This is a genomic window from Streptomyces luteogriseus, from assembly GCF_014205055.1.
Classification (GTDB): domain Bacteria; phylum Actinomycetota; class Actinomycetes; order Streptomycetales; family Streptomycetaceae; genus Streptomyces; species Streptomyces luteogriseus.
Genome location: NZ_JACHMS010000001.1, coordinates 4704925 through 4724876, shown reverse-complemented (window position 1 = coordinate 4724876; position 19952 = coordinate 4704925). Strand labels below are relative to the sequence as shown.

Genomic DNA, 19952 nt, shown 5'->3' with positions numbered 1-19952 from the left:
CGCCCATGACGACGACCGGCCCGCGGCTCGAGGAGATCACCCCCCGAAACCTCGACGCCGCCCTCGGCATCCGCGTCCGCCCCGACCAGGAACACGCCGTCGCCCCCGTGGTGAAGTCGCTCGCCGAGGCCTACGTCCATCCCGGCCACGCCTGGCCCCGCCTGATCGTCGACGGCGACCGCCCGGTCGGCTTCCTCATGGCCTGCCTCGGCATCGACTGGTTCGAGGACGGCAGCGCCTTCCGCTCGGGCCTGTGGCGGCTGAACATCGCTGCCGGGGAGCAGGGCAAGGGGTACGGCCGCTTCGCCGTCGAGGCCGTGGCGGCCGAACTGCGCCGGCGCGGCAGTGAAGAGCTCTACGTCACCTGGCACCCGGGACCCGACGGCCCGGAGGGCTTCTACCTGGGACTCGGCTTCCGCCCGAACGGGGAGACCTCCGGAGGCCAGACCGTGGGCGTGCTGGAGCTGACCTAGCCCCAGTTCTGCGCGCCGCGCCCCCGCTTCGTCTCCGAGCGCTGCTTCTTCTCCCGCAGCCGGCGTTCGTTGATGCCCCGGGGAATCCGGGTCGGCTTGCGGGGCTTGGGCGGGGGTGCGGTGGCCTCGGCCAGGAGCGCGGTGAGGCGTACGGCGGCGGCCTCGCGGTTGCGCCACTGGGAGCGGTGCTCGGAGGAGCGGACGGTGACGACACCGTCGACCAGGCGCCCCGCCAGCCGCTCCAGGGCGCGCTGCTTCCACACCGCGGGCAGTGCCTCGGTCTTCGCCAGGTCGAAGCTCAGCTCGACCTTCGAGTCGCTGGTGTTGACGTGCTGCCCGCCCGGCCCCGACGACCGCGAGAAACGCCACATGAGCTCGGCCTCGGGCAGGGAGACGGAGCCGCGGATGACGTGGGAACCGGACATGCCGTCCATGTTCCCGCTTCTGTCCCGTCCACGTCACCCGAATAATCGTGAGTAAAGAAAGTAAAGGAGCTGGAACCTCGCGTACCCCTCTCCACGTTCAAGGGGGTAGCTGTAGCTTCTTTGCCGTACGTAAACGAGGGAAGGGACTCCCAACAATGGCTGTAAGCCTGTCCAAGGGTGGCAACGTCTCGCTCACCAAGGAGGCTCCGGGCCTGACCGCCGTCACCGTGGGCCTCGGCTGGGACGTCCGCACCACCACCGGCACGGACTTCGACCTCGACGCCTCCGCGATCGCGGTCAACACGCAGGGCAAGGTCTACTCGGACGCCCACTTCGTGTTCTTCAACAACAAGCAGACGCCGGACAACACCATCGTCCACACGGGCGACAACCGCACCGGCGAGGGCGCCGGCGACGACGAGGCGATCAACGTCAACCTCGCCGCCCTCCCGGCCGACATCGACAAGATCGTCTTCCCGGTCTCGATCTACGACGCGGAGAACCGCTCGCAGAACTTCGGCCAGGTCCGCAACGCCTACATCCGCATCGTCAACCAGGCCGGCGGCGCGGAGATCGCCCGCTACGACCTGTCGGAGGACGCGGCGACGGAGACGGCCATGGTCTTCGGCGAGCTCTACCGCAACGGCGCGGAGTGGAAGTTCCGCGCGGTCGGCCAGGGCTACGCCTCGGGCCTGGTCGGCATCGCCCAGGACTTCGGCGTGAACGTCTGACGGACGCCTGAGCGTTTCGCGGGAAGCCCCCCGGCCGGACGACCGGTGCGGGGGGCTTCGCCTCAGGGGGCGCGGGGAAACTGCGCCGCCCGGGGACTTCGCCCTCAGGGGGGCGCGGGGCCGTGCCGCATCGGTGGCTCCGCCGCGGGGCGCGACAAGCCACACCCCACCCGCACCGGCCAAGACCCCGAGCCCCTACGGCGCATCGAGGCCCCTCCACCAGAGATACGTCTCCCCAATGATCCTCGACCCCCTGCCCGCGGACCCTCTGGCCGATTCCCTCCTCACGGAGCTGACCGCCCTCTACGCCTCCAACCATGCGTTCCACACCCTCAGCGGCGACTTCCCCGACCCGCACGGCATCCGCCCCGAGCAGGTCGCCACCGCACTGTCCGAGGAGCGGGAGCGAAGCGGCACCGAGATCCTGCTCGCCCGCAGCCCCGGCCGCCTGACCGGCATCGCCGTCACCCTCGCGCACCACCCCGACCCCGCCGACCCGGACCCGTGGATCGGCCTGCTGATGGTGGACGCGAGCCTGCACGGCCAGGGCCACGGCCGTCGCCTGGCCGCACTGGTGGAGGACCGCTTCCGCGCGGCCGGCCGCACCGCCGTCCGCCTGGCCGTCCTGGCCAACAACCCGAAGGCCCTGGCCTTCTGGACCGCCCTCGGCTACGAGGTCGTCGACCATCGTGAGGACAAGCAGCTGGGGCGCCCCTGCGCGGTCCTGCGCAAGGAACTGACCGGGCCGTGAGGCCTCAGGGCTGCTCCGGCTTCCCCTCCCCGTACAGCCACGCGTCCCAGACGCTCTCCAGGTCCTTCCCGGGCACCTGCTTCTCCACGTAGGCCGTGAAGTCGGAGGTATCGGCGTTGCCGTGCCGGTACGCGGCCGCCCACCCCCGCAGGATCGGGAAGAACCGGTCGTCCCCGACGGCCTGCCGCACCTTCTGCAGCACCATCGCCCCCCGCCAGTACACGGGCGGGTCGGAGATCTGCCCGGCGTTCGGCGGGTCCGCCGGCGGGAACTCCCAGATCTCCTCCCCGGCCTCCTTCGTGTCGAAGTAAGCGCCGGAGTACACCGCGTCGAACGTCTCCTGCGCGCTGTCCCCGCCGTGGTCCTCCTCCCACAGCCACTCCGCGTAGGTCGCGAACCCCTCGTTGAGCCACATGTCCCGCCAGCTCTCGGGCGTGACGGAGTCGCCGTACCACTGGTGGGCGAGCTCATGGACGAGCAGCGTGAGGTCGGGGGCGCCGGGGAAGACCGGCCGGGTCTGTGTCTCCAGGGCGTAGCCGACGGAGGCCGCGCTGTCGACGATCGCGCCGGTGGAGGAGAAGGGGTACGGCCCGAACCTCCCCTCCGCCCACCTCAGCACCTCCGGAATCCGCCCGAGCACGGGCCGGCTCGCCGCCGCCTCGGCCGGGTCGACGGCCGTGTACAGGGGCAGGTCCCCGGCCCTGGAGCGGCTGATGTCGAAGCGGCCGATCGCGAGGGTGGCGAGGTAGCTCGCCATCGGCTGGCCGCTGTGCCACACGAACGTCGTACGGCCCCGCGCGGTCCGCTCGCTGCGCAACTCCCCGTTGGAGACGGCCCGCAGCCCCTTCGGCACGGTCACCGCGAGGTCGTAGGCCGCCTTGTCGGAGGGGTGGTGGTTGCCGGGGAACCACGCCATCGACCCCGTCGGCTCGCCGAGTGCGAGCACCCCGTCCGTGGTGCGCAGCCAGCCCTCCTGGGTGCCGTCCGGGTCGGTGACGGTCTCGGGCGTTCCGGAGTAGCGGACGGTCACGCGGAACGTGCCGCCCCGGTCGATGTCTCCGGGCGGGCGGACGGTGAGTTCCTGCCCGGCGCGGTTGAAGCGGGCGGTCTCGCCGCCGACGGTGACCTGCTCGACCTCCATGCCGAGCAGGTCGAGGTTGAACGCGGAGAGGTCCTCGGCCGCGCGGGCGGTGAGGGTGGCCGTGCCGGTGAGGTGGTGGGCGTCGGGGTCGTAGGCGAGGCGCAGGCCGTAGTGGGCGACGTCGTAGCCGCCGTTGCCGGCCTTCGGGAAGTACGGGTCGCGGACGCCGGAGCCGCCCGGGGTGCCGTGCACCCCGCCGCCGCACGCGCTGAGGACGAGCGCGCATGCCAGCAGGGGGGCGGCGGGCAGCGGGCGGACAAGACGTACAGATCGGGCCACGCTCGTGATCCTACGATCGCGTGACACCATCACCCCCGTGCTCGACATCGGCTACGCCCTCTCCAACCGCTTCCCCGACCCGCCGCAGACCGACTACCGCCGCGCGGACGTCCGGGCGCTGCGGCACGACCTGTTCTGCGGGGACGTCTATCTGGCGGACACCAAGACGGACCACGAGGTGTCCACAGCCTGGGGATGGGTGCCGGTGCTCGACTTCGCGTGGGCGCTGTGCGACATCGTGGAGCGGATCGACCGGGACCCGGCGGGCTCGCGGGCGTCCCGGCCGCAGCGGGCGGAGCTGGACTTCACCGAGTCGACGGACCGGATGCTGTTCGAGCGCCGCTTCGGCTGGGTGGACATCGAGGCCGACTGGATGCGCGCGGAGGAGCCCGCACTCACCGTCTCCCACAGCGAACTGCGCCGCGAGGCACGGGACTTCCTGCACGACCTGATCGCCGACCTCACCGACCTGCACGACGACCTCGCGGAGAACCCGGCGATCTGGACCCTCCAGGCCCGCTTCCCCCGGGTCTCCTGAGGCGTTCCCGCGACCGCGATGACACCGTCACCGGTGATCAGTACCTGACACGGGGAGAGCGGGAGCATGACGCAGGGGCGCGTGACCTACGGGATGAACCACAAGGTCAGTCCACCGGCCGTCGTCGGCGGTGAAGGACCGGGTCAGGGCAACGCCCTCATCGGGCTGCACCAGTCCTACGACTGCCCGGAGCAGGCGGGATCGGAGGGCTGGTACGGGAGGTGAGAAACCCCGTCACCCCTCCACCCGGATCCCCCACTGCGCGGCCAGCACCGGCGCCAGGTCCAGCAGTTGCGCCGTGCTGATCACGGCCCCCGACAGCCGGTCCAGCCCGCGGCTGATCTCCAGGGACGCGGCGCCGCGCAGGTCGACGTCCGTGAGGGTCGCCGCGTGCAGGTCGGCGCCCTTCAGGGCGCAGTCGACGAACTCCACGCGCTCCAGGCGGGCGCCGCCGAAATCCGGCTCGACCAGCACGCAGCCCTCGAAGACGACGTCCCTGAGCCGGGCCGTGCGCAGGTTCAGATAGTCGATCTTGCCGCCGCGGATCAGCACCCGCTCCAGCACCGCCCCGTGCAACTGCGGTCCGCCGAGCCGGGCGTCGGTCAACTCCACATCGCGCAGGGTCGCCTCGGCGAGGTCGGTGCCGACGCCCCGGACGGCGGTGAGGGTGGAGTCCAGGACGCGGGCATGCCGCAGCCGGGTCTCGTCCAGCGCGCAGCCCGTCAGGGCGCAGTCCATGAAACGGGCGCCCGACCCGTCCTGCCCGGCGAGGTCGGCCTCCCGGAAGTCCAGCCCGTCGTAGTCCCCGTCCGGCTCCAGCCCGCCGCCCTCGTACGGCTCCAGCACCGGCAGCCGCACCTCCGGTCGCCGCGCGCCCTTCACACCCGTACCGCCCGCCGCTCTCCTCGCCATGCGCCCATGCTGCACCCCGCCACTGACAACAGGCCTTGACCTGCACGGACACCGGTGATGTCACATTCCGGGGCCCTCGATCGGTCGTACTCACAGAAGGCGACCCCGACCCGAGGGAGATCTCCAGCCATGCACCGCATCACCGTCATCGGCGGTGGCCTCGCCGGACTGACCGCGGCGATCACCGCTGCCGAGGCGGGCGCCAAGGTCACCATCCACGAGGCCCATCACACCCTCGGCGGCCGGGCGCGCACCGCCGAGGGCCCGTACCGCACCAACGAGGGCCCGCACGCCCTCTACAACGGCGGCCCGCACTGGGCCTGGCTCAAGCAGCGGGACCTCATCGGCCCGCTCGCCCCGCTCCCGCCCCTGGAGGCCGCCCGGCTCCGGCTGCGGCACCAGGGCGTGCTGCGCCGCACCCCGCCCTTCGCGATGCTGAAGCTGCTGCGCCGGACGGGCCGCCAGGCGCCCGTGGACGCGGACTTCCTGACCTGGGCGACGGACATCGCGGGCGAGGAGGGGGCCCGGGCCGCCGCCCACTACTCGGCGGTCGCCCTGTTCCACCACGACCCCGGGTCGCTGTCGGCCGCGTTCGTGCAGGAGCGGCTGCGCCGCGCCACCAAGCTGCCGCCCGAGGCGCACTACCCGCGCGGCGGCTGGGCGAGCCTCGTCGACCGGATGGCCGCCCGCGCCTGGAACCTGGGCGTCCGGATGGAGACGCTGTCCCGTGTCGACACGCTCCCCACGGACACGCCCGTCGTCGTCGCCACCTCCCTGGACGCCGCCCGCCGCCTGCTCGGCGACGACTCCCTGACCTGGCCGAGCGGCCGTACCGCCCTGGTCGACCTGGCCGTGCGCACCCGGCGCGGAGACGCCTTCGCGATCTCGGACCTGGACGCGCCCGGCTGGCTGGAGCGGTTCACCGCCCAGGACCGCAGTCTCGCCCCCGCCGGCGAGCAGCTGATCCAGGGGCAGATCCCCCTCGCCCCGCACGAGTCCAAGGCCGACGGCACCGCCCGTGCCGAGCAGCTGCTCGACCTCGGCTTCCCGGGCTGGCGGGAGCGCGTCACCTGGCGGCGCGAGTCGGTCGCGAGCGGCCGTACGGGCGCGGTCGATCCGCCCGGCACCAGCTGGCGCGACCGTCCGGCCGTGGACCGGGGCGACGGGGTCTACCTCGCCGGCGACCAGGTCGCGGCTCCCGGTGTGCTGTCGGAGGTCTCCTTCAACAGCGCCCTGACGGCGGTCTCGCTGGCCCTCGGACGACGCGCGCTTGACCTCAAGCAAGCTTGAGGTTGAAAGCTGGTCGCAGCGAACGCCCCGTCAGAGGAAACGAACGCCCTCCAGAGGAGCTGTCATGCGCGCCATCCGCCTGCACGCCTTCGGCCCGGCCGAGAACCTCACCTACGAACAGGCCGAGGACCCCCGGCCGGGCCCCGGCCAGGTCCGCATCGCCGTGCGGGCGGCGGGCGTCCACCTCCTGGACGCCGCCCTGCGCGAGGGCATGCCGGGCGGCCCGGCCCACGAGCCGGCGACCCTGCCCACGGTCCCCGGCCGCGAGGTCGCCGGGGTCGTCGAGTCCCTGGGTGACGGCGTCCCCGCCCTGTGGCTCGGCAGACGGGTCGTCGCCCACCTCGGCTTCGTCCCCGGGGGCTACGCCGAGCTGGCCGTCACCGAGGTCGAGCGCCTGCACGAGATCCCGGGCGATCTGGACTTCGCCGAGGCCGTCGCCATGATCGGCACGGGCCGTACGGCGATGGGCATCCTCCAGTTCGCCGAGCTCGGCCCCGACTCGGTGGTGATCGTCCCGGCCGCGGCCGGAGGCATCGGCACGCTTCTCGTGCAGTACGCCAAGAACGCCGGAGCGACGGTCGTGGGCCTCGCGGGCGGGCCGGAGAAGACCGCGCGCGTGCAGGAGGGCGGCGCCGACCTCGCCGTCGACTACAAGGACCCCGCCTGGCCCGCGAAGGTCCGTGCGCACCTCGGCGGCCGGAGGGCGACCGTCGTCTTCGACGGCGTCGGCGGCGACATCGCCCGCGAGGCCGTCGGCCTCCTCGGTCCCGGCGGCAAGCACATCGTCTTCGGCTGGTCCGGCGAAGGCATCCGGGACGGCGGGCCCTACCTCGTCGACGGCGTCTCCGAGCAGGTCCTCGGCCCGGTGATGCTGGGGAAGGCCGGCGGGCCCGACCCCATCCGCACCCTCGAACTGCGCGCCCTCACCGAGGCCGCCGCGGGCCGGCTCACCCCCGCCGTGCAGCGCTTCCCGCTCGCCGAGGCCGCGGCCGCGCACCGCGCGCTGGAGACCCGCGGCACGATCGGAAAGGTGGTTCTGGAGCCATGACCCGACGCCCCACCAGCGGCGAAGGATCCGCGGATGCAGGCCGCCTGGATCCATGGTCTTCTGACGGGATGAGTGTCACCCGGACAGGCGAACAGGGCCCTCCCGTGGACACCGACCCGCGCCGCTGGTGGGGCTTGGTCGTCATCGCCCTGGCCCAGCTCATGGTCGTGCTCGACGCGACCATCGTGAACATCGCCCTGCCCTCCGCCCAGCGCGACCTCGGCATGTCCGACGGCAACCGGCAGTGGGTGATCACCGCCTACACCCTCGCCTTCGGCGGACTGCTCCTGCTGGGCGGCCGGATCGCCGACCTGGTGGGCCGCAAGCGGACCTTCGTCATCGGGCTGGTCGGCTTCGCCGCCGCCTCCGCGCTCGGCGGCGCCGCAATCAACGCGGGCATGCTCTTCGGCGCCCGCGCGCTCCAGGGCGCCTTCGCCGCCGTCCTGGCCCCCTCCGCGCTGTCCCTGCTGACGACGACGTTCACCGACCCCAAGGAGCGCGGCAAGGCCTTCGGCATCTACGGCGCCCTGGCCGGCAGCGGCGCCGCGATCGGCTTCATGGTCGGCGGGCTGCTCACCGAGTACCTGGACTGGCGCTGGTGCCTCTACGTCAACGTGCCCATCGCGATCGTCGCCCTGTTCGGCGCACTCACCCTGCTGCACGACCGCCCCGGCCACACCGGCGCCCGCCTCGACGTCCCCGGCGTCCTGCTGGGCTGCGGCGGACTCGTCGCGATCGTCTACGGCTTCAGCGAGGCCGAGTCCCGGGGCTGGACCGACGCGCTGGTGCTGGCGCTGTTCGCCGCGGGCGTCGTCCTGCTCGCGGTGTTCGTGTGGTGGCAGTCCCGGGCGCCCAGCCCGCTGCTGCCGCTGCACATCATCCGCGACCGCAACCGCGCCGGCTGCTTCCTGACCATGGCGCTGGCCGTGATCGGCATGTTCGGCCTGTTCCTGTTCATGACGTACTACCTCCAGGCCGTCCTCGCGTACTCCCCCGTCAAGACGGGCCTGGCCTTCCTGCCCCTCACCGGCGCGATCATCATCGGCTCCACGCAGATCTCCGCCCGGCTCCTCCAGCGCGTGCCGCCGCGCATGCTGATGGTCCCCGGCATGGTCCTGGCCGCGACCGGCATGGTGCTCCTCACCCAGATCACGACGCACTCCTCCTACGCCTCCGAGATCCTGCCCGCGCTGCTGCTGCTCGGCCTCGGCATGGGCCTGACGTTCATGCCGGTCTTCGCCACCGCCACCGCGGACGTCGCCCCCCAGGACTCGGGCGTGACGTCCGCGACGGTCAACACCTCGCAGCAGGTCGGCGGCTCCATCGGCACGGCCCTGCTCAACACCATCGCGACGACCAGCACCGCGACGTACGTCACCGCGCACCTCACCGACCCCTCCGACCGCACCCGGGTGATGCGCGAGGGCGTCGTCCACGGCTACACCGTCGCCATCTGGTGGGCCGCCGGCATCATGCTGCTGGCCGGGCTCATCGCGGGCCTGATGGTGACGAAGAAGGCCCCGAAGCACGGCACCCCGACGGACACACCCGTGCCGGAACCGGTGGTCTGAGGGACCCGGAGCCCGGGCCCGGGCGAAATTCGCCTGACCCGCCCCGCGCGCGCCACTACCGTGCCGGGAGTGATCGACATCCCCCGGGAACTGGCGGCATCACAGGAGAAGTTCAACGGCGAGGCGGGCCGCGCCTTCATCGCCGGGCTGCCCGAGCAGACGGCCCGCTTCCTCGACCACTGGGACCTGAGACCCGACGGCACGCCCATGCACGGCGTCTGCGCCCTGGTCGTCCCGGTCGTCCGGACCACCGACGGCACCCCGGCGGTCCTCAAGCTCCAGATCCTCGACGAGGAGAGCGAGGGCGAACCGGTCGCACTGCGCGCCTGGAACGGCGACGGAGCCGTACGCCTCCTCGACCTCGACGAGCCCACCGGCACCATGCTGCTGGAACGCCTCGACGAGACCCGCATGCTGTCCCATCTGCCGGACCCCCACCAGGCCGTGGTCACCATCGCCGAACTCCTGGCCCATCTCACCTCCTTCCCCGCGCCGCCCGGCATGCGCCGCCTCGGCGACATCGCGCAGGGCATGCTCGACCGGACCCCGTGGGCCCTCGGCCGCATCCCCGACCCCGAGGCCCGCCGCGTCGTCGCCGACTGCGCGGCCGCCGTACGCGAGGTGATCGACGAGCCCGGCGACCGCCTCCTCCACTGGGACCTGCACGACGAGAACGTCCTTGCCGGCACCCGCGCCCCCTGGCTCGCGATCGACCCCAAGCCCCTCGCCGGCGACCCCGGCTTCGAACTGTGGCCGGCCCTCGACAACCGCTACGACCCCGACGACATCCTCTGGCGCTTCGACGCCATGACCGACATCCTCGCCCTGGACCGCCCCCGAGCCCACGCCTGGACCCTCGCCCGTCTCCTCCAGAACGCCCTGTGGGACATCGAGGACGGCCGCCCGGCCGACGACGGCCAGCTGGAGATCGCCCGCCGGCTACGCGGCCACGGGCGCTGACCGATGCCGCGGTCCCTCCGCGGTCAGCGCGCCGTGACGTCCCACTGACCGGTATTGCCTGCGAAGCCGCTGCTCATCGCGAACTGGACCTTGGCGATCCGGGAGCCTGCCGGGACCTCGAAGGTGATGAACCCCAGGACGCTGTCACCCGGTGCGGCCGTGACGCTTCCCGGGAAACCGGGGCCCGCGGCGGTCCCCTCATACGTCGAGTCGAACTGCTGGCCCTGAGCGTCGACGAGCCGGGCCCCGTTGCCCGGGGAGTCGGAGTAGACGGCGGTGCCGGTGTTCTTCAGCCGGAACTGGACGGCCACGAATCGCTTGCCCGCGTCCGGAGTGGAGTACTCGTCCTCGGCCCGGGCCGGGTCCACCACCCTCACCACGGTGACGGCGAGGGCCTCGCCGTCCTCCAGGCCTTTGAGGTCGAGAACGTCACCCACGGAGGCGGAGGCCGGCCCGGACGGCGCCGGGCTGGTCGCCGAGGAGGTGGCGGGCCGCGGCGTAGGCGCGGTGGTGAGCGGCGGGCTGGAGTCCGGTTGAGTGGTGACCTCCTTGTCGCCGGCACAACCGACAGCGACTGCGATGAAAGCGGCGAGAACCAAACCGAAGGTGCGGCGCATCGGACCTCCACCGGGAGAGCACCCAGCAGGACACCACCCATGCTGCTTCTCGCAGGAGGCGCGCACACGCCGAAGGGGGATCGTGTCGCACCCGCAGCTGCCTACCTGGGGTCGAAACAGGTAAGCATCACATCGACGCAAACCCCAGGTCGGATCACACCCGACCTGGGGTTCAGCGGAGCCCCCTGTCGGATTCGAACCGACGACCTACGCATTACAAGTGCGTTGCTCTGGCCAGCTGAGCTAAGGAGGCGGGCGCCGTGTGTCGCGTTGCCGCGCGCGAGGGCGGCTCCACTGTACACAGAGCCCGTTACGCCGAGCCACGAAGTTCCGTTCGGGCCGGGGTCGCGGTCACGGCGTCTCGTACTCGAAGCGGTACGGCACAGCCGGCTCGCCGTGCCGTGCTGTGAAGCCGCCCTTGCCCTTCAGGCCCGACAACTGCCCGCTTCCCGAGCCCGGCACCACCTCGAAGGTGCAGTGCACGGTTCCGTCCTCGTCGAAGAACCCCCGCTCCTCGACCGCGAAGCTCCCCTCACGGCCGTCGACGCTGCCCGTGAGGAGTTCCATGCCGCTGAAGGAGCCGGTCTTCGCGGTGACGTAGACGATCGCGTACTCGCAGTGCGTCCCGGCGGCCTCGATGCCGCCGGTGAAGGTGTTCCGGACGGAGGCGTGGGCCAGGCGCGGGTTCGCGTCCTCGCCGGGGCCGATCACGCGTTCCTGCCAGTCGGCGAAGGTGAAGTGGCCGGTCGTGGTGCGCATGGTGTGTCCCCTCGGTTCGTTCAGCCGGACTTCCACGACCAGTCTGGGCGCCGTACCTGACATCTCCTGTCAGGTACGGCGACGCACGCCCGGACAATGGCCCTATGCGCGCCGACCGGCTCCTCTCCCTGCTCCTGCTGCTCCAGAACCGCGGCCGGATGACCGCGCCCGAGCTCGCCGCCGAGCTGGAGGTGTCGGTGCGGACGGTCTACCGCGACGTCGAGGCGCTGGGGGCGGCCGGTGTGCCGGTGTGCGCGGACCGGGGGCCCGAGGGCGGCTACCGGCTGGTCGACGGGTACCGGACCCGGCTGACCGGCCTGACCGACGCCGAGGCCGGTTCGCTCTTCCTCGCCGGGATGCCCGGGCCCGCGCGGGACCTGGGGCTCGGGGCGGTGCTGGCCAGTGCCCAGCTGAAGGTCCAGGCGGCCCTGCCGGCCGAGCTGTCCGGGCAGGCGCGGCGGGTCCAGGAGCGATTCCACCTCGACGCACCCGCGTGGTTCCGGGAGGCCGACCCGGTGCCGTGTCTGGAAGCCGTTGCCGCGGCCGTGTGGGAGCGGCGGGTGCTGCGGCTGCACTACCGGCGGTGGCGCGGCGAGGTGCGCCGGGAGGTGCGGCCGCTGGGGCTCGTCCTGAAGGGCGGCATCTGGTACCTGGTGGCCCTGGCGGAGGAGGCCGTACGGACCTACCGGGTGTCGCGCGTGCTGGACGTGGAGGACACGGGGGAGGTTTTCGAGCGCCCGGCGGGGTTCGACCTGGCCGCCTCCTGGGCCGAGTCCTCCCGGCGCCTGGAGGCCGCCCTGCGGCAGGACACCGCACGGCTGCGGATCTCGCCCCGCGCGCGGCGGCTGCTGCCGATGCAGTTCGGAGCGGCGGGCGTACGGGCCCTGGAGAGCGCAGGTCCGCCCGACGGGGACGGCTGGGTGGAGGTGGAGCTCACCGTCGAGTCCGAGGCGGTGGCCGTGGGCGACCTGCTCCGGCTCGGCCCGGAGGCCGAGGTCCTCGGCCCTCCCGGCCTGCGGCAGGCCGTGGCCCGGGCGGTAGCGGTGCTGGCGGACCGGTACGGGGAGACATGAGCCGGCAGCACAGCCGTGACGTGCCGCTTCGAAAATTTCCGCGAAGTTCACAGGCCCGGAACTACTGACAGACGTGTGAACGCCAGGTACCGTCCTGAGCCAGTTCACACGCGTGGACTACACCACAACGGAACACCCGTCGTGGCACCGCCTTCCTACTCGGATCGTCCGGCACGTTCCTGCCGGTAGAAGGGGTTCATTCACCATGGCCACAGTCTCGTTCGACAAGGCGACCCGGATCTACCCGGGTTCCACCAAGCCCGCCGTCGACGCGCTGGAGATCGACATCGAGGACGGCGAGTTCCTCGTCCTCGTCGGCCCCTCCGGCTGCGGCAAGTCCACCTCGCTCCGCATGCTCGCGGGGCTCGAGGACGTCAACGGCGGCGCCATCCGCATCGGTGACCGCGACGTCACGCACCTGCCGCCCAAGGACCGGGACATCGCCATGGTGTTCCAGAACTACGCGCTCTACCCGCACATGACCGTCGCCGACAACATGGGCTTCGCGCTCAAGATCGCCGGCGTCAACAAGGCGGAGATCCGGCAGAAGGTCGAGGAGGCAGCGAAGATCCTCGACCTCACCGACTACCTGGACCGCAAGCCGAAGGCGCTCTCCGGCGGTCAGCGCCAGCGTGTCGCCATGGGCCGCGCCATCGTGCGTGAGCCCCAGGTGTTCCTCATGGACGAGCCGCTGTCCAACCTGGACGCCAAGCTCCGGGTGTCCACGCGTACGCAGATCGCCTCGCTCCAGCGCCGCCTGGGCATCACCACCGTCTACGTCACCCACGACCAGGTCGAGGCCATGACGATGGGCGACCGTGTGGCGGTCCTCAAGGACGGTCTGCTCCAGCAGATCGACACCCCGCGCAACATGTACGACAAGCCCGCCAACCTCTTCGTGGCCGGCTTCATCGGCTCCCCGGCGATGAACCTCGTCGAGGTGCCGATCACCGACGGCGGTGTGAAGTTCGGCAAGTCGGTCGTGCCGGTGCAGCGCGACGCGATCGCCGCCGCCACCGACAAGACCGTCACCGTCGGCGTCCGCCCCGAGCACTTCGAGGTGGCCGGCCCGGACGCCGAGCTGGGCCTCGCGGTCACGGTGAACGTCGTCGAGGAGCTCGGCGCCGACGCGTACGTCTACGGCACCGCCAAGGTCGGCGACGAATCCAAGGACCTCGTCGTCCGCGTCAGCGGCCGTGACGTCCCGGAGAAGGGCAGCCAGCTGCACGTCGTGCCCCGCTCCGGCGAGACCCACGTGTTCTCGACGTCGACGGGTGCGCGCCTGTCCGACTGATCAACCAGCAGACGCACGACCCCGGGTGAATCACCCAGGTTGACGACGAGGGCCCCGCAGCGTGCTGCGGGGCCCTCGTCGTTGTCGACAAATACCCCGGCAGACCGGACTTTTCGAGCTTTGTGCGTCAACGCCATACCCGGAAAGTGGCACTCTCTCATCCCCCGAACCGGTGACTAAATGTCTACAAACCATTACGGGGCGCTACCCTCACACGCGTGAAGCACTCCATGAACCAACAGACGCGACGCGGCCGGGGCCCCGCCCGCCGGATCGGCCGCACCCTCGCTTTCGTCCTGCCCGTCGTCCTGGTGCTCTCCGGGACCCTCGCGGTCACCCGAGTCAACTGGTCGGGGAACTCCACCGACCCGGTGCTCACCGCCGCGGACACCTCCGTGGGTTCCCCACGGGTCGCCAAGCGTGCCCCCCAGGACGTCCTGCGCGACAAGCTGCTGACCGAACTGCAGGAGGAGGACCCGGGCGTCGCCCTCACCCACCTCCAGCAGGCCGTCAACGGCCGTCCGTCGCTGGCGAAGCACTGCGCGTCCATCGCCCGCGCCCTCGGCCAGGCAGCCGTCCGCGTCTACGGCCCCACCCGCGCCCAGTCCTACGCGCGCCCGGTCTGCGACACCGCCTTCGCCACCGGCGTCGCCGCCGCGCACAGCTGAGCGCACCGCCCTGCCGACGGGTGGGAAGTCCATTACGGCTGACGTGAGATCGATCGTCGGCCGCCGTCCCGGGCGGGACGCCACGTACAGTTCGTGTCCATGAGCGATCCGAGCGCCGCGTCCCGCCCCGTTCAAGCCGTCGTTCTGGCCGGCGGCCAGGGCTCCCGGCTGCGTCCGTACACCGACGACCGGCCCAAGCCGATGGTCGAGATCCCCGGGACGGGGACGCCGATCATCGGCCATCAGCTGTCCTGGCTCGCCGACGAGGGTGTGACGGACGTCGTGGTCTCCTGCGGCCATCTCGCCGAGGTGCTGCAGAAGTGGTTGGAGACAGCCGAGTTGCCCGTCGCCGTCACAACGGTCGTCGAGCCGGAGCCGCTCGGGCGCGGTGGCGGCCTCAAGTACGCCGCGGCGCATCTCCCGCACCCCGACCAGCCGTGGTACGCGACCAACGGGGACATCTGGACGCGGTTCTCGCTGCGGGACATGGCCGACTTCCACGCCGAGCGGGACGCCGTCGCGACGCTGGCGCTGGCGCGGCCCAGGCTGCCGTGGGGAGCGGTGCAGACCGACGGGTTCGGGCGCATCACCGACTTCATCGAGGCGCCGCCGTCGACGTTCGAGATCAACGCCGGCGTGTACGTCTTCTCCCCCGAGTTCGCCGGGTTGTTGCCGCACCGGGGCGATCATGAGCGGACGACGTTTCCCCATCTGGCCCGTGAGCGGCGGCTGGCCGGGTTCACGATTCCCCAGGGGTCGTACTGGCGGGCCATCGACACGGCGAAGGATCTGACGGAGGCGGCGAAGGAACTGGCCGCGTTGGGGCGCTGAGGGCTCCGCCGGTTGGGCCGGGTGGCGAGGGCCGGCCTCCCCCGTCAAGGAGCTGGGACGTTCAAACGCCGAGACTCGGCCGGTTGCTTCCCGTCGGCGGCTGACCGCTCGTCGTGGCTCGTCGCGCAGTTCCCCGCGCCCCATGAGGCCCTTGTCCCCGAGCCCGCTTGCCCCTTGATGAGCCTTGTCTCCTACGCGTGAGAAGGCCCCGCATCTGCGTGATGCGGGGCCTTCTGTCGCTCCGGTCGGCCGCTAGCCCAGCAGGCCGCCCACCAGGCCCGGTCGGCCCGTGGAGGACGAGCCGCCGGTGCCCGAGCCGCCCGTCGAGCCCGAGCCGCCCGTCGCCGTGCCGCCGGAGGTGGGGCCGGTCGTGGTGCTCGGGGCCTGGTTCTCCGGGGTGGACTGCTGGGGCGGGACCTGGCCCGCGGTGCCCTGGGTCTGGCTGGGGGCGCCACCGGTGACCGTGCCGGTGTCGCGCGTGGCGTCCGGCCTGGTCGTGGTGCCCGCGCTGGGGCTCGCCGAGCCGGCCGTGGCGCCCTGGGTGGGCGACGAGGAGGCCGACGGGGTCCGCTTGTCCTGCCGCTTGTCGGGCTCACCCGGGAGCGGGGAGCCGGGCAGCTCGTTGCGCGGGGCCTCGCCGGGGCCCGGGACGACGACCCGGTCGGCGTCACGGACGGCGCCGCCGAGCAGCGAGCCGACGAGCAGGGTGATGCCGGTGACGATGGCCGTGACGAGGGCACCCCGGCGCAGCACGTAGCGGCGCAGGTCCCAGATGTCGGCGCGGGGGCCGAGCCGACGCCAGGCACTGCCGGCGAGACGGCCGTCCACGGAGTAGACGGGCGCACCGGCGATGATCAGCGGGGACCACGCGGCGAGATAGATGATGTCGGGGGTCTCGTAGGCCGGGACGCTCTTCCAGCTGACCGTGACCAGCAGCGCGGCCGACAGCAGGGCGCCGAGGCAGGCGGCGACGCGCTGCCAGCAGCCCAGCACCGTCAGGACGCCGACGATGACCTGCGCGAAGGCGATGACCAGACCGGCGCCGACCGGGTGCTCGAGGGCGAACTGGCGCAGTGGCTCGGCAACTTCCCACGGGTGCAGGGTGTTGAGCCACTTGACCATGGAGCCGCGCTTGCCGCCTTCGAAGTAGACGGGGTCGCACAGTTTGCCCATGCCGGCGTAGATCGAGATGAAGCCGAGGAAGACGCGCAGCGGCAGCAGGACGACGCCGAGGTTCATCCGGCGGCCCGGGTAGTAGGCGTGCCGGGCCGGGTCGTCGCCGTGCCGCTTGGCCCGGCGGCCGGTGCCGTCCGCGTCGGTGTCGGACTCCTCGAACTCGTCGTCCGCGTAGGCCGGTTCGTCGTAGGTGCTGCCGACGGTGCGCATGGGCGGCAGCAGCCGGGTGCCGTCGGCGGGCTCGTGGGTGCGCTGGGGGCCGACGACCGGGGTCTCGACGGTATGGGCGAGGTCGTCCCCGTAGCCGTAGCCGTCGTGGCCCGCGCCCTGGTAGCCCGGGCCGTCGTAGCCCGGTCCCACGCGGGAGATGACCTGGGTGGCTCCGGTGTCGGAGGCGGGCTCGTCGGCGTGGCGGACGCTCTCGTGCCGCACCGCCTGCAGGAGCCGGTGCGCGCCGGTGTCGTCGGGGGCGGATCTGCCGCTCCAGACGACCGGCCGGCGGCGGGCGGTGGCCCCGTCCGCCTCGCCCCCCACCTGGGGGATGCGGGCGGTGTCCTCGGTGGCGGTCAGATGCCGTGCGACCCGGGGGGACTGGAGACGACGCGTCGATACGCCCAACTGCACGCGGAAGCTCGCGTGGTTGACGATGACCTGCGCCGGGTCGCTCGGCACCTTCACCATGCTCAGCGCGGGAGCGTCGTCGAGTCCCGACGAGCGGTCCCCCGTGGGTGTGCGGGGTGTTCTGGTGTCCACACTCATCTAACCGAGTGACGTCGGGTTAGGACACTGCTTTGACCCGCCGGATCTGTCCGGACCCCGTCAAGCTTGTCCTCGTCGCCCCGATGACACCGGAATTACCCCGTACGGGTGAAGTTCCGGACGCCTGTTCAGCTGCGTCGGCGGGCCGCCTCGTACAGCACGATGCCCGCCGCCACACCGGCGTTGAGCGACTCCGCGCCGCCCGGCATCGGGATCCGCACCCGGTGGTCACAGGTCTCCCCGACCAGCCGGGACAGCCCCTTGCCCTCGCTGCCGACGACGATGACGACGGGGCCGTCCAGCGCCGGAAGCTCGCCGACCTCGGACTCGCCGTCGGCGGCCAGGCCGACGACGGTGATACCGGCCTTCTTGTACGCCTCCAGGGCCCGGGTGAGGTTCGTGGCACGGGCGACCGGGGTGCGGGCCGCCGCACCGGCGGACGTCTTCCAGGCACCGGCCGTCATGCCGGCCGCGCGACGCTCCGGGACGACCACACCGTGCCCGCCGAAGGCGGAGACGGAGCGGACGACCGCGCCGAGGTTGCGCGGGTCGGTGACACCGTCGAGGGCGACGATCAGCGGGTCGACACCGTCGTCGTAGGCGGCGGACGCCAGGTCCTCGGGGTGGGCGTACTCGTACGGCGGGACCTGGAGGACCAGGCCCTGGTGGTTGAGACCGTTGGTCATCCGGTCCAGCTCGGGACGCGGGGCCTCCATGAGGTTGATCCCGCCGCGCTCGGCGGCGACCTGGAGAGCCTCGCGCACCCGCTCGTCGTTGTCGATGAACTGCTGGACGTAGAGGGTCGAGGCCGGGACGCCCTCGCGCAGCGCCTCCAGGACCGGGTTGCGTCCGACGACCAGCTCGGACGTGCCCTTGCCGCCGCGGCCGCGCACGGTGGGCCGGCGGACGGCCTGCTTCGCCTTGGCGTTGGCGACGCGGTTCTTCTTGTGTCCCTTGCGCATCTCGGCGGGCGGGGTGGGGCCCTTGCCTTCGAGGCCCCGGCGTCGCTGGCCGCCACTGCCGACCTGCGCGCCCTTCTTGCCGGACATGCGGCGGTTGTTCGCGGCCATTGAGCTACTCGTCTCCGTGAAGTGATGCGTACGTACGATCGTGTCCGTACGGCTGTGTACGTCTGTTCCGTCTATGCAGTGTGCCGCCCGGAGGCCCGGGCGGCACAGTCGATCAGCCCGTGGGGCTCGTCTCAGCGCGGGCCGAGGCTCCAGCGCGGCCCCTGCGGGCCGTCCTCGATGACCAGGCCGGACTGGCCGAGCTGGTCGCGGATGGCGTCCGCGGTGGGCCAGTCCTTGCGGGCCCGGGCGGCCTCGCGCTGGTCGAGGACCATGCGGACGAGCGTGTCGACCACGCCGTGCAGGTCGTCGCCGCGGTCGCCCTCCCCGGCCCACTGGGGGTCCAGCGGGTCGAGGCCGAGCACGCCGAGCATCGCGCGGACCTCGGCGAGCCGGGCCACGGCGGCTTCCTTGTCGTCGGCGGCCAGCGCGCTGTTGCCCTGCCGGACGGTGGTGTGCACCACGGCGAGCGCCTGCGGCACGCCCAGGTCGTCGTCCATGGCCTCGGCGAAGGCGAGCGGCACCTCGGGGGCGGGCTCGACGACGCCGGCCTTCTCCACCACGCGCTGCACGAAGCCCTCGATCCGCGCGAACGCCGACTCGGCCTCGCGCAGCGCCTCCTCGCTGTACTCGATCATCGACCGGTAGTGCGGGGTGCCGAGGTAGTAGCGCAGCACGATGGGACGCCAGCGCTTGACCATCTCGCTGACCAGGACCGAGTTGCCGAGCGACTTGGACATCTTCTCGCCGCTCATGGTGACCCAGGCGTTGTGCACCCAGTAGGCGGCGAAGTCGTCGCCGTAGGCCTTGGCCTGCGCGATCTCGTTCTCATGGTGCGGGAAGACCAGGTCGAGGCCACCGCCGTGGATGTCGAAGGCGGTCCCGAGGTATTTGTGGGCCATCGCCGAGCACTCCAGGTGCCAGCCCGGGCGACCTCGCCCGAACGGCGTCTCCCAGCTCGGCTCCCCCGGCTTCGCCGCCTTCCACATGGCGAAGTCACGCGGGTCGCGCTTGCCGGTGATGCCCTCCTCGGCGGGCTGCCGCATCTCGTCGAGGTCCTGCCGGGACAGCTCCAGGTAGGAGGGCCAGGAGCGGACGTCGAAGTAGACACTGCCGTCGGCCTCGTAGGCGTGCCCGCGCTCGATGAGGCCGCGCATCATCTCGACCATCTCGGTGATGTGGCCGGTGGCCCGCGGCTCGTAGGTGGGCGGCAGGCAACCGAGCACGGTGTAGCCGTCGTTGAAGGCGCGCTCGTTCTCGTAGCCGATGGCCCACCACGGGCGGTTCCGGTCGGCCGACTTGGCGATGATCTTGTCGTCGATGTCCGTCACGTTCCGCACGAACGTGACGTCGTAGCCGCGGTACTCGAACCAGCGGCGCATGATGTCGAAGTTCAGCCCGGAGCGGATGTGCCCGATGTGCGGGGCGGCCTGCACGGTGGCACCACACAGGTAGATCGAGACGCAACCCGGCTGGAGCGGGGAGAAGTCACGGATCTGCCGGGCGCTGGTGTCGTACAGGCGAATAGTCACCACTCCAGGGTAGTGGGCCCCGGGGTGTGCCTCAGGACCTTCCCCTCGGGGCGCACA

21 protein-coding genes and 1 tRNA gene are annotated in these 19952 nt (G+C 72.0%); 13 read left to right on the top strand and 9 right to left on the bottom strand.

Going from position 1 to position 19952, the window contains the following annotated elements; genetic code table 11:
* The first annotated feature begins 5 nt into the window (after positions 1 to 5).
* Complete coding sequence (locus BJ965_RS20965; RefSeq protein WP_184910038.1) at positions 6 to 473, top strand: GNAT family N-acetyltransferase; 468 nt, start codon at positions 6 to 8, stop codon at positions 471 to 473.
* On the opposite strand, the gene arfB is transcribed toward BJ965_RS20965, so the two are convergent.
* Positions 470 to 907, bottom strand: a complete 438-nt coding sequence (gene arfB / locus BJ965_RS20960) for an alternative ribosome rescue aminoacyl-tRNA hydrolase ArfB (protein ID WP_030849230.1) — start codon at positions 905 to 907, stop codon at positions 470 to 472. The two genes, BJ965_RS20965 and arfB, sit on opposite strands and share 4 nt — an antisense overlap.
* 146 nt (positions 908 to 1053) lie before the next feature.
* On the opposite strand from arfB, the gene BJ965_RS20955 reads away from it, so the two are divergent.
* Together BJ965_RS20955 and BJ965_RS20950 are read left to right on the top strand one after the other, a co-directional pair.
* A complete protein-coding gene (locus BJ965_RS20955) occupies positions 1054 to 1629 on the top strand; it encodes a TerD family protein (RefSeq protein WP_030829245.1) in 576 nt (191 codons plus the stop codon).
* 238 nt (positions 1630 to 1867) lie between these two features.
* The gene (locus tag BJ965_RS20950) at positions 1868 to 2380 is read left to right on the top strand and encodes a GNAT family N-acetyltransferase (protein WP_184910037.1); all 513 of its coding nucleotides are present in this window, start codon (positions 1868 to 1870) and stop codon (positions 2378 to 2380) included.
* A 4-nt stretch (positions 2381 to 2384) separates the two neighbouring features.
* On the opposite strand, the gene BJ965_RS20945 is transcribed toward BJ965_RS20950, so the two are convergent.
* Positions 2385 to 3830 carry a M1 family metallopeptidase gene (locus tag BJ965_RS20945; protein ID WP_184917378.1) on the bottom strand — a complete coding sequence of 482 codons (1446 nt, stop codon included), beginning with the start codon at positions 3828 to 3830 and terminating at the stop codon, positions 2385 to 2387.
* A gap of 7 nt (positions 3831 to 3837) precedes the next feature.
* On the opposite strand from BJ965_RS20945, the gene BJ965_RS20940 reads away from it, so the two are divergent.
* The gene (locus tag BJ965_RS20940; RefSeq protein ID WP_184910036.1) at positions 3838 to 4338 is read left to right on the top strand and encodes a hypothetical protein; all 501 of its coding nucleotides are present in this window, start codon (positions 3838 to 3840) and stop codon (positions 4336 to 4338) included.
* 66 nt (positions 4339 to 4404) lie between these two features.
* Complete coding sequence (locus tag BJ965_RS20935) at positions 4405 to 4563, top strand: hypothetical protein (protein WP_184910035.1); 159 nt, start codon at positions 4405 to 4407, stop codon at positions 4561 to 4563.
* 9 nt (positions 4564 to 4572) lie between these two features.
* Here the strand turns inward: BJ965_RS20935 and BJ965_RS20930 are convergent, their stop codons facing one another.
* Positions 4573 to 5250, bottom strand: coding sequence for a pentapeptide repeat-containing protein (locus BJ965_RS20930; RefSeq protein WP_184910034.1), 678 nt, complete (start codon positions 5248 to 5250; stop codon positions 4573 to 4575).
* Between the two features lie 129 nt (positions 5251 to 5379).
* Here BJ965_RS20930 and BJ965_RS20925 point away from each other — a divergent pair, with 129 nt between their 5' ends.
* From BJ965_RS20925 to BJ965_RS20910, 4 genes are all read left to right on the top strand, one after another.
* Complete coding sequence (locus tag BJ965_RS20925) at positions 5380 to 6540, top strand: FAD-dependent oxidoreductase (protein ID WP_184910033.1); 1161 nt, start codon at positions 5380 to 5382, stop codon at positions 6538 to 6540.
* 64 nt (positions 6541 to 6604) lie between these two features.
* Entirely contained in the window at positions 6605 to 7588 is a 984-nt protein-coding gene (locus tag BJ965_RS20920; protein ID WP_184910032.1) for a zinc-binding dehydrogenase, read from the top strand.
* A gap of 68 nt (positions 7589 to 7656) precedes the next feature.
* Complete coding sequence (locus BJ965_RS20915; RefSeq protein ID WP_184910031.1) at positions 7657 to 9159, top strand: MFS transporter; 1503 nt, start codon at positions 7657 to 7659, stop codon at positions 9157 to 9159.
* A 60-nt stretch (positions 9160 to 9219) separates the two neighbouring features.
* The gene (locus BJ965_RS20910; protein WP_184910030.1) at positions 9220 to 10119 is read left to right on the top strand and encodes an aminoglycoside phosphotransferase family protein; all 900 of its coding nucleotides are present in this window, start codon (positions 9220 to 9222) and stop codon (positions 10117 to 10119) included.
* Between the two features lie 23 nt (positions 10120 to 10142).
* Here the strand turns inward: BJ965_RS20910 and BJ965_RS20905 are convergent, their stop codons facing one another.
* The 3 genes from BJ965_RS20905 to BJ965_RS20895 form a co-directional block, all read right to left on the bottom strand.
* On the bottom strand, positions 10143 to 10736 hold the full coding sequence (locus tag BJ965_RS20905; protein WP_184910029.1) for a DUF4352 domain-containing protein: 594 nt from the start codon (positions 10734 to 10736) through the stop codon (positions 10143 to 10145).
* A gap of 179 nt (positions 10737 to 10915) precedes the next feature.
* A tRNA-Thr gene (locus BJ965_RS20900) sits at positions 10916 to 10989 on the bottom strand.
* Between the two features lie 98 nt (positions 10990 to 11087).
* Entirely contained in the window at positions 11088 to 11495 is a 408-nt protein-coding gene (locus tag BJ965_RS20895) for a DUF3224 domain-containing protein (RefSeq protein ID WP_184910028.1), read from the bottom strand.
* Between the two features lie 104 nt (positions 11496 to 11599).
* Here BJ965_RS20895 and BJ965_RS20890 point away from each other — a divergent pair, with 104 nt between their 5' ends.
* The 4 genes from BJ965_RS20890 to BJ965_RS20875 all read left to right on the top strand — a co-directional run bounded on the left by BJ965_RS20890 (position 11600) and on the right by BJ965_RS20875 (position 15361).
* Positions 11600 to 12568, top strand: a complete 969-nt coding sequence (locus tag BJ965_RS20890) for a helix-turn-helix transcriptional regulator (protein WP_184910027.1) — start codon at positions 11600 to 11602, stop codon at positions 12566 to 12568.
* Positions 12569 to 12773: 205 nt separating this feature from the next.
* The gene (locus BJ965_RS20885) at positions 12774 to 13862 is read left to right on the top strand and encodes an ABC transporter ATP-binding protein (RefSeq protein WP_030849194.1); all 1089 of its coding nucleotides are present in this window, start codon (positions 12774 to 12776) and stop codon (positions 13860 to 13862) included.
* A 218-nt stretch (positions 13863 to 14080) separates the two neighbouring features.
* Complete coding sequence (locus BJ965_RS20880) at positions 14081 to 14530, top strand: hypothetical protein (protein WP_030849191.1); 450 nt, start codon at positions 14081 to 14083, stop codon at positions 14528 to 14530.
* A 99-nt stretch (positions 14531 to 14629) separates the two neighbouring features.
* On the top strand, positions 14630 to 15361 hold the full coding sequence (locus tag BJ965_RS20875; protein WP_184910026.1) for a nucleotidyltransferase family protein: 732 nt from the start codon (positions 14630 to 14632) through the stop codon (positions 15359 to 15361).
* 252 nt (positions 15362 to 15613) lie between these two features.
* On the opposite strand, the gene BJ965_RS20870 is transcribed toward BJ965_RS20875, so the two are convergent.
* The 3 genes from BJ965_RS20870 to cysS all read right to left on the bottom strand — a co-directional run bounded on the left by BJ965_RS20870 (position 15614) and on the right by cysS (position 19895).
* Positions 15614 to 17296: a DoxX family protein gene (locus BJ965_RS20870; RefSeq protein WP_184910025.1), complete on the bottom strand. Its 1683-nt coding sequence runs from the start codon at positions 17294 to 17296 to the stop codon at positions 15614 to 15616.
* A gap of 128 nt (positions 17297 to 17424) precedes the next feature.
* Complete coding sequence (rlmB, locus tag BJ965_RS20865) at positions 17425 to 18366, bottom strand: 23S rRNA (guanosine(2251)-2'-O)-methyltransferase RlmB (RefSeq protein WP_184910024.1); 942 nt, start codon at positions 18364 to 18366, stop codon at positions 17425 to 17427.
* Between the two features lie 131 nt (positions 18367 to 18497).
* On the bottom strand, positions 18498 to 19895 hold the full coding sequence (cysS, locus tag BJ965_RS20860; RefSeq protein WP_184910023.1) for a cysteine--tRNA ligase: 1398 nt from the start codon (positions 19893 to 19895) through the stop codon (positions 18498 to 18500).
* Positions 19896 to 19952 lie beyond the last annotated feature (57 nt).

Coding starts and splice junctions, on each gene's coding strand:
- BJ965_RS20965 (WP_184910038.1), top strand. CDS start 6: ATGACGACGACCGGCCCGCGGCTCGAGGAGATCACCCCCCGAAACCTC.
- arfB (WP_030849230.1), bottom strand. CDS start 907: ATGGACGGCATGTCCGGTTCCCACGTCATCCGCGGCTCCGTCTCCCTG.
- BJ965_RS20955 (WP_030829245.1), top strand. CDS start 1,054: ATGGCTGTAAGCCTGTCCAAGGGTGGCAACGTCTCGCTCACCAAGGAG.
- BJ965_RS20950 (WP_184910037.1), top strand. CDS start 1,868: ATGATCCTCGACCCCCTGCCCGCGGACCCTCTGGCCGATTCCCTCCTC.
- BJ965_RS20945 (WP_184917378.1), bottom strand. CDS start 3,830: ATGGTGTCACGCGATCGTAGGATCACGAGCGTGGCCCGATCTGTACGT.
- BJ965_RS20935 (WP_184910035.1), top strand. CDS start 4,405: ATGACGCAGGGGCGCGTGACCTACGGGATGAACCACAAGGTCAGTCCA.
- BJ965_RS20930 (WP_184910034.1), bottom strand. CDS start 5,250: ATGGCGAGGAGAGCGGCGGGCGGTACGGGTGTGAAGGGCGCGCGGCGA.
- BJ965_RS20925 (WP_184910033.1), top strand. CDS start 5,380: ATGCACCGCATCACCGTCATCGGCGGTGGCCTCGCCGGACTGACCGCG.
- BJ965_RS20920 (WP_184910032.1), top strand. CDS start 6,605: ATGCGCGCCATCCGCCTGCACGCCTTCGGCCCGGCCGAGAACCTCACC.
- BJ965_RS20915 (WP_184910031.1), top strand. CDS start 7,657: ATGAGTGTCACCCGGACAGGCGAACAGGGCCCTCCCGTGGACACCGAC.
- BJ965_RS20905 (WP_184910029.1), bottom strand. CDS start 10,736: ATGCGCCGCACCTTCGGTTTGGTTCTCGCCGCTTTCATCGCAGTCGCT.
- BJ965_RS20895 (WP_184910028.1), bottom strand. CDS start 11,495: ATGCGCACCACGACCGGCCACTTCACCTTCGCCGACTGGCAGGAACGC.
- BJ965_RS20890 (WP_184910027.1), top strand. CDS start 11,600: ATGCGCGCCGACCGGCTCCTCTCCCTGCTCCTGCTGCTCCAGAACCGC.
- BJ965_RS20885 (WP_030849194.1), top strand. CDS start 12,774: ATGGCCACAGTCTCGTTCGACAAGGCGACCCGGATCTACCCGGGTTCC.
- BJ965_RS20875 (WP_184910026.1), top strand. CDS start 14,630: ATGAGCGATCCGAGCGCCGCGTCCCGCCCCGTTCAAGCCGTCGTTCTG.
- BJ965_RS20870 (WP_184910025.1), bottom strand. CDS start 17,296: ATGAGTGTGGACACCAGAACACCCCGCACACCCACGGGGGACCGCTCG.
- rlmB (WP_184910024.1), bottom strand. CDS start 18,366: ATGGCCGCGAACAACCGCCGCATGTCCGGCAAGAAGGGCGCGCAGGTC.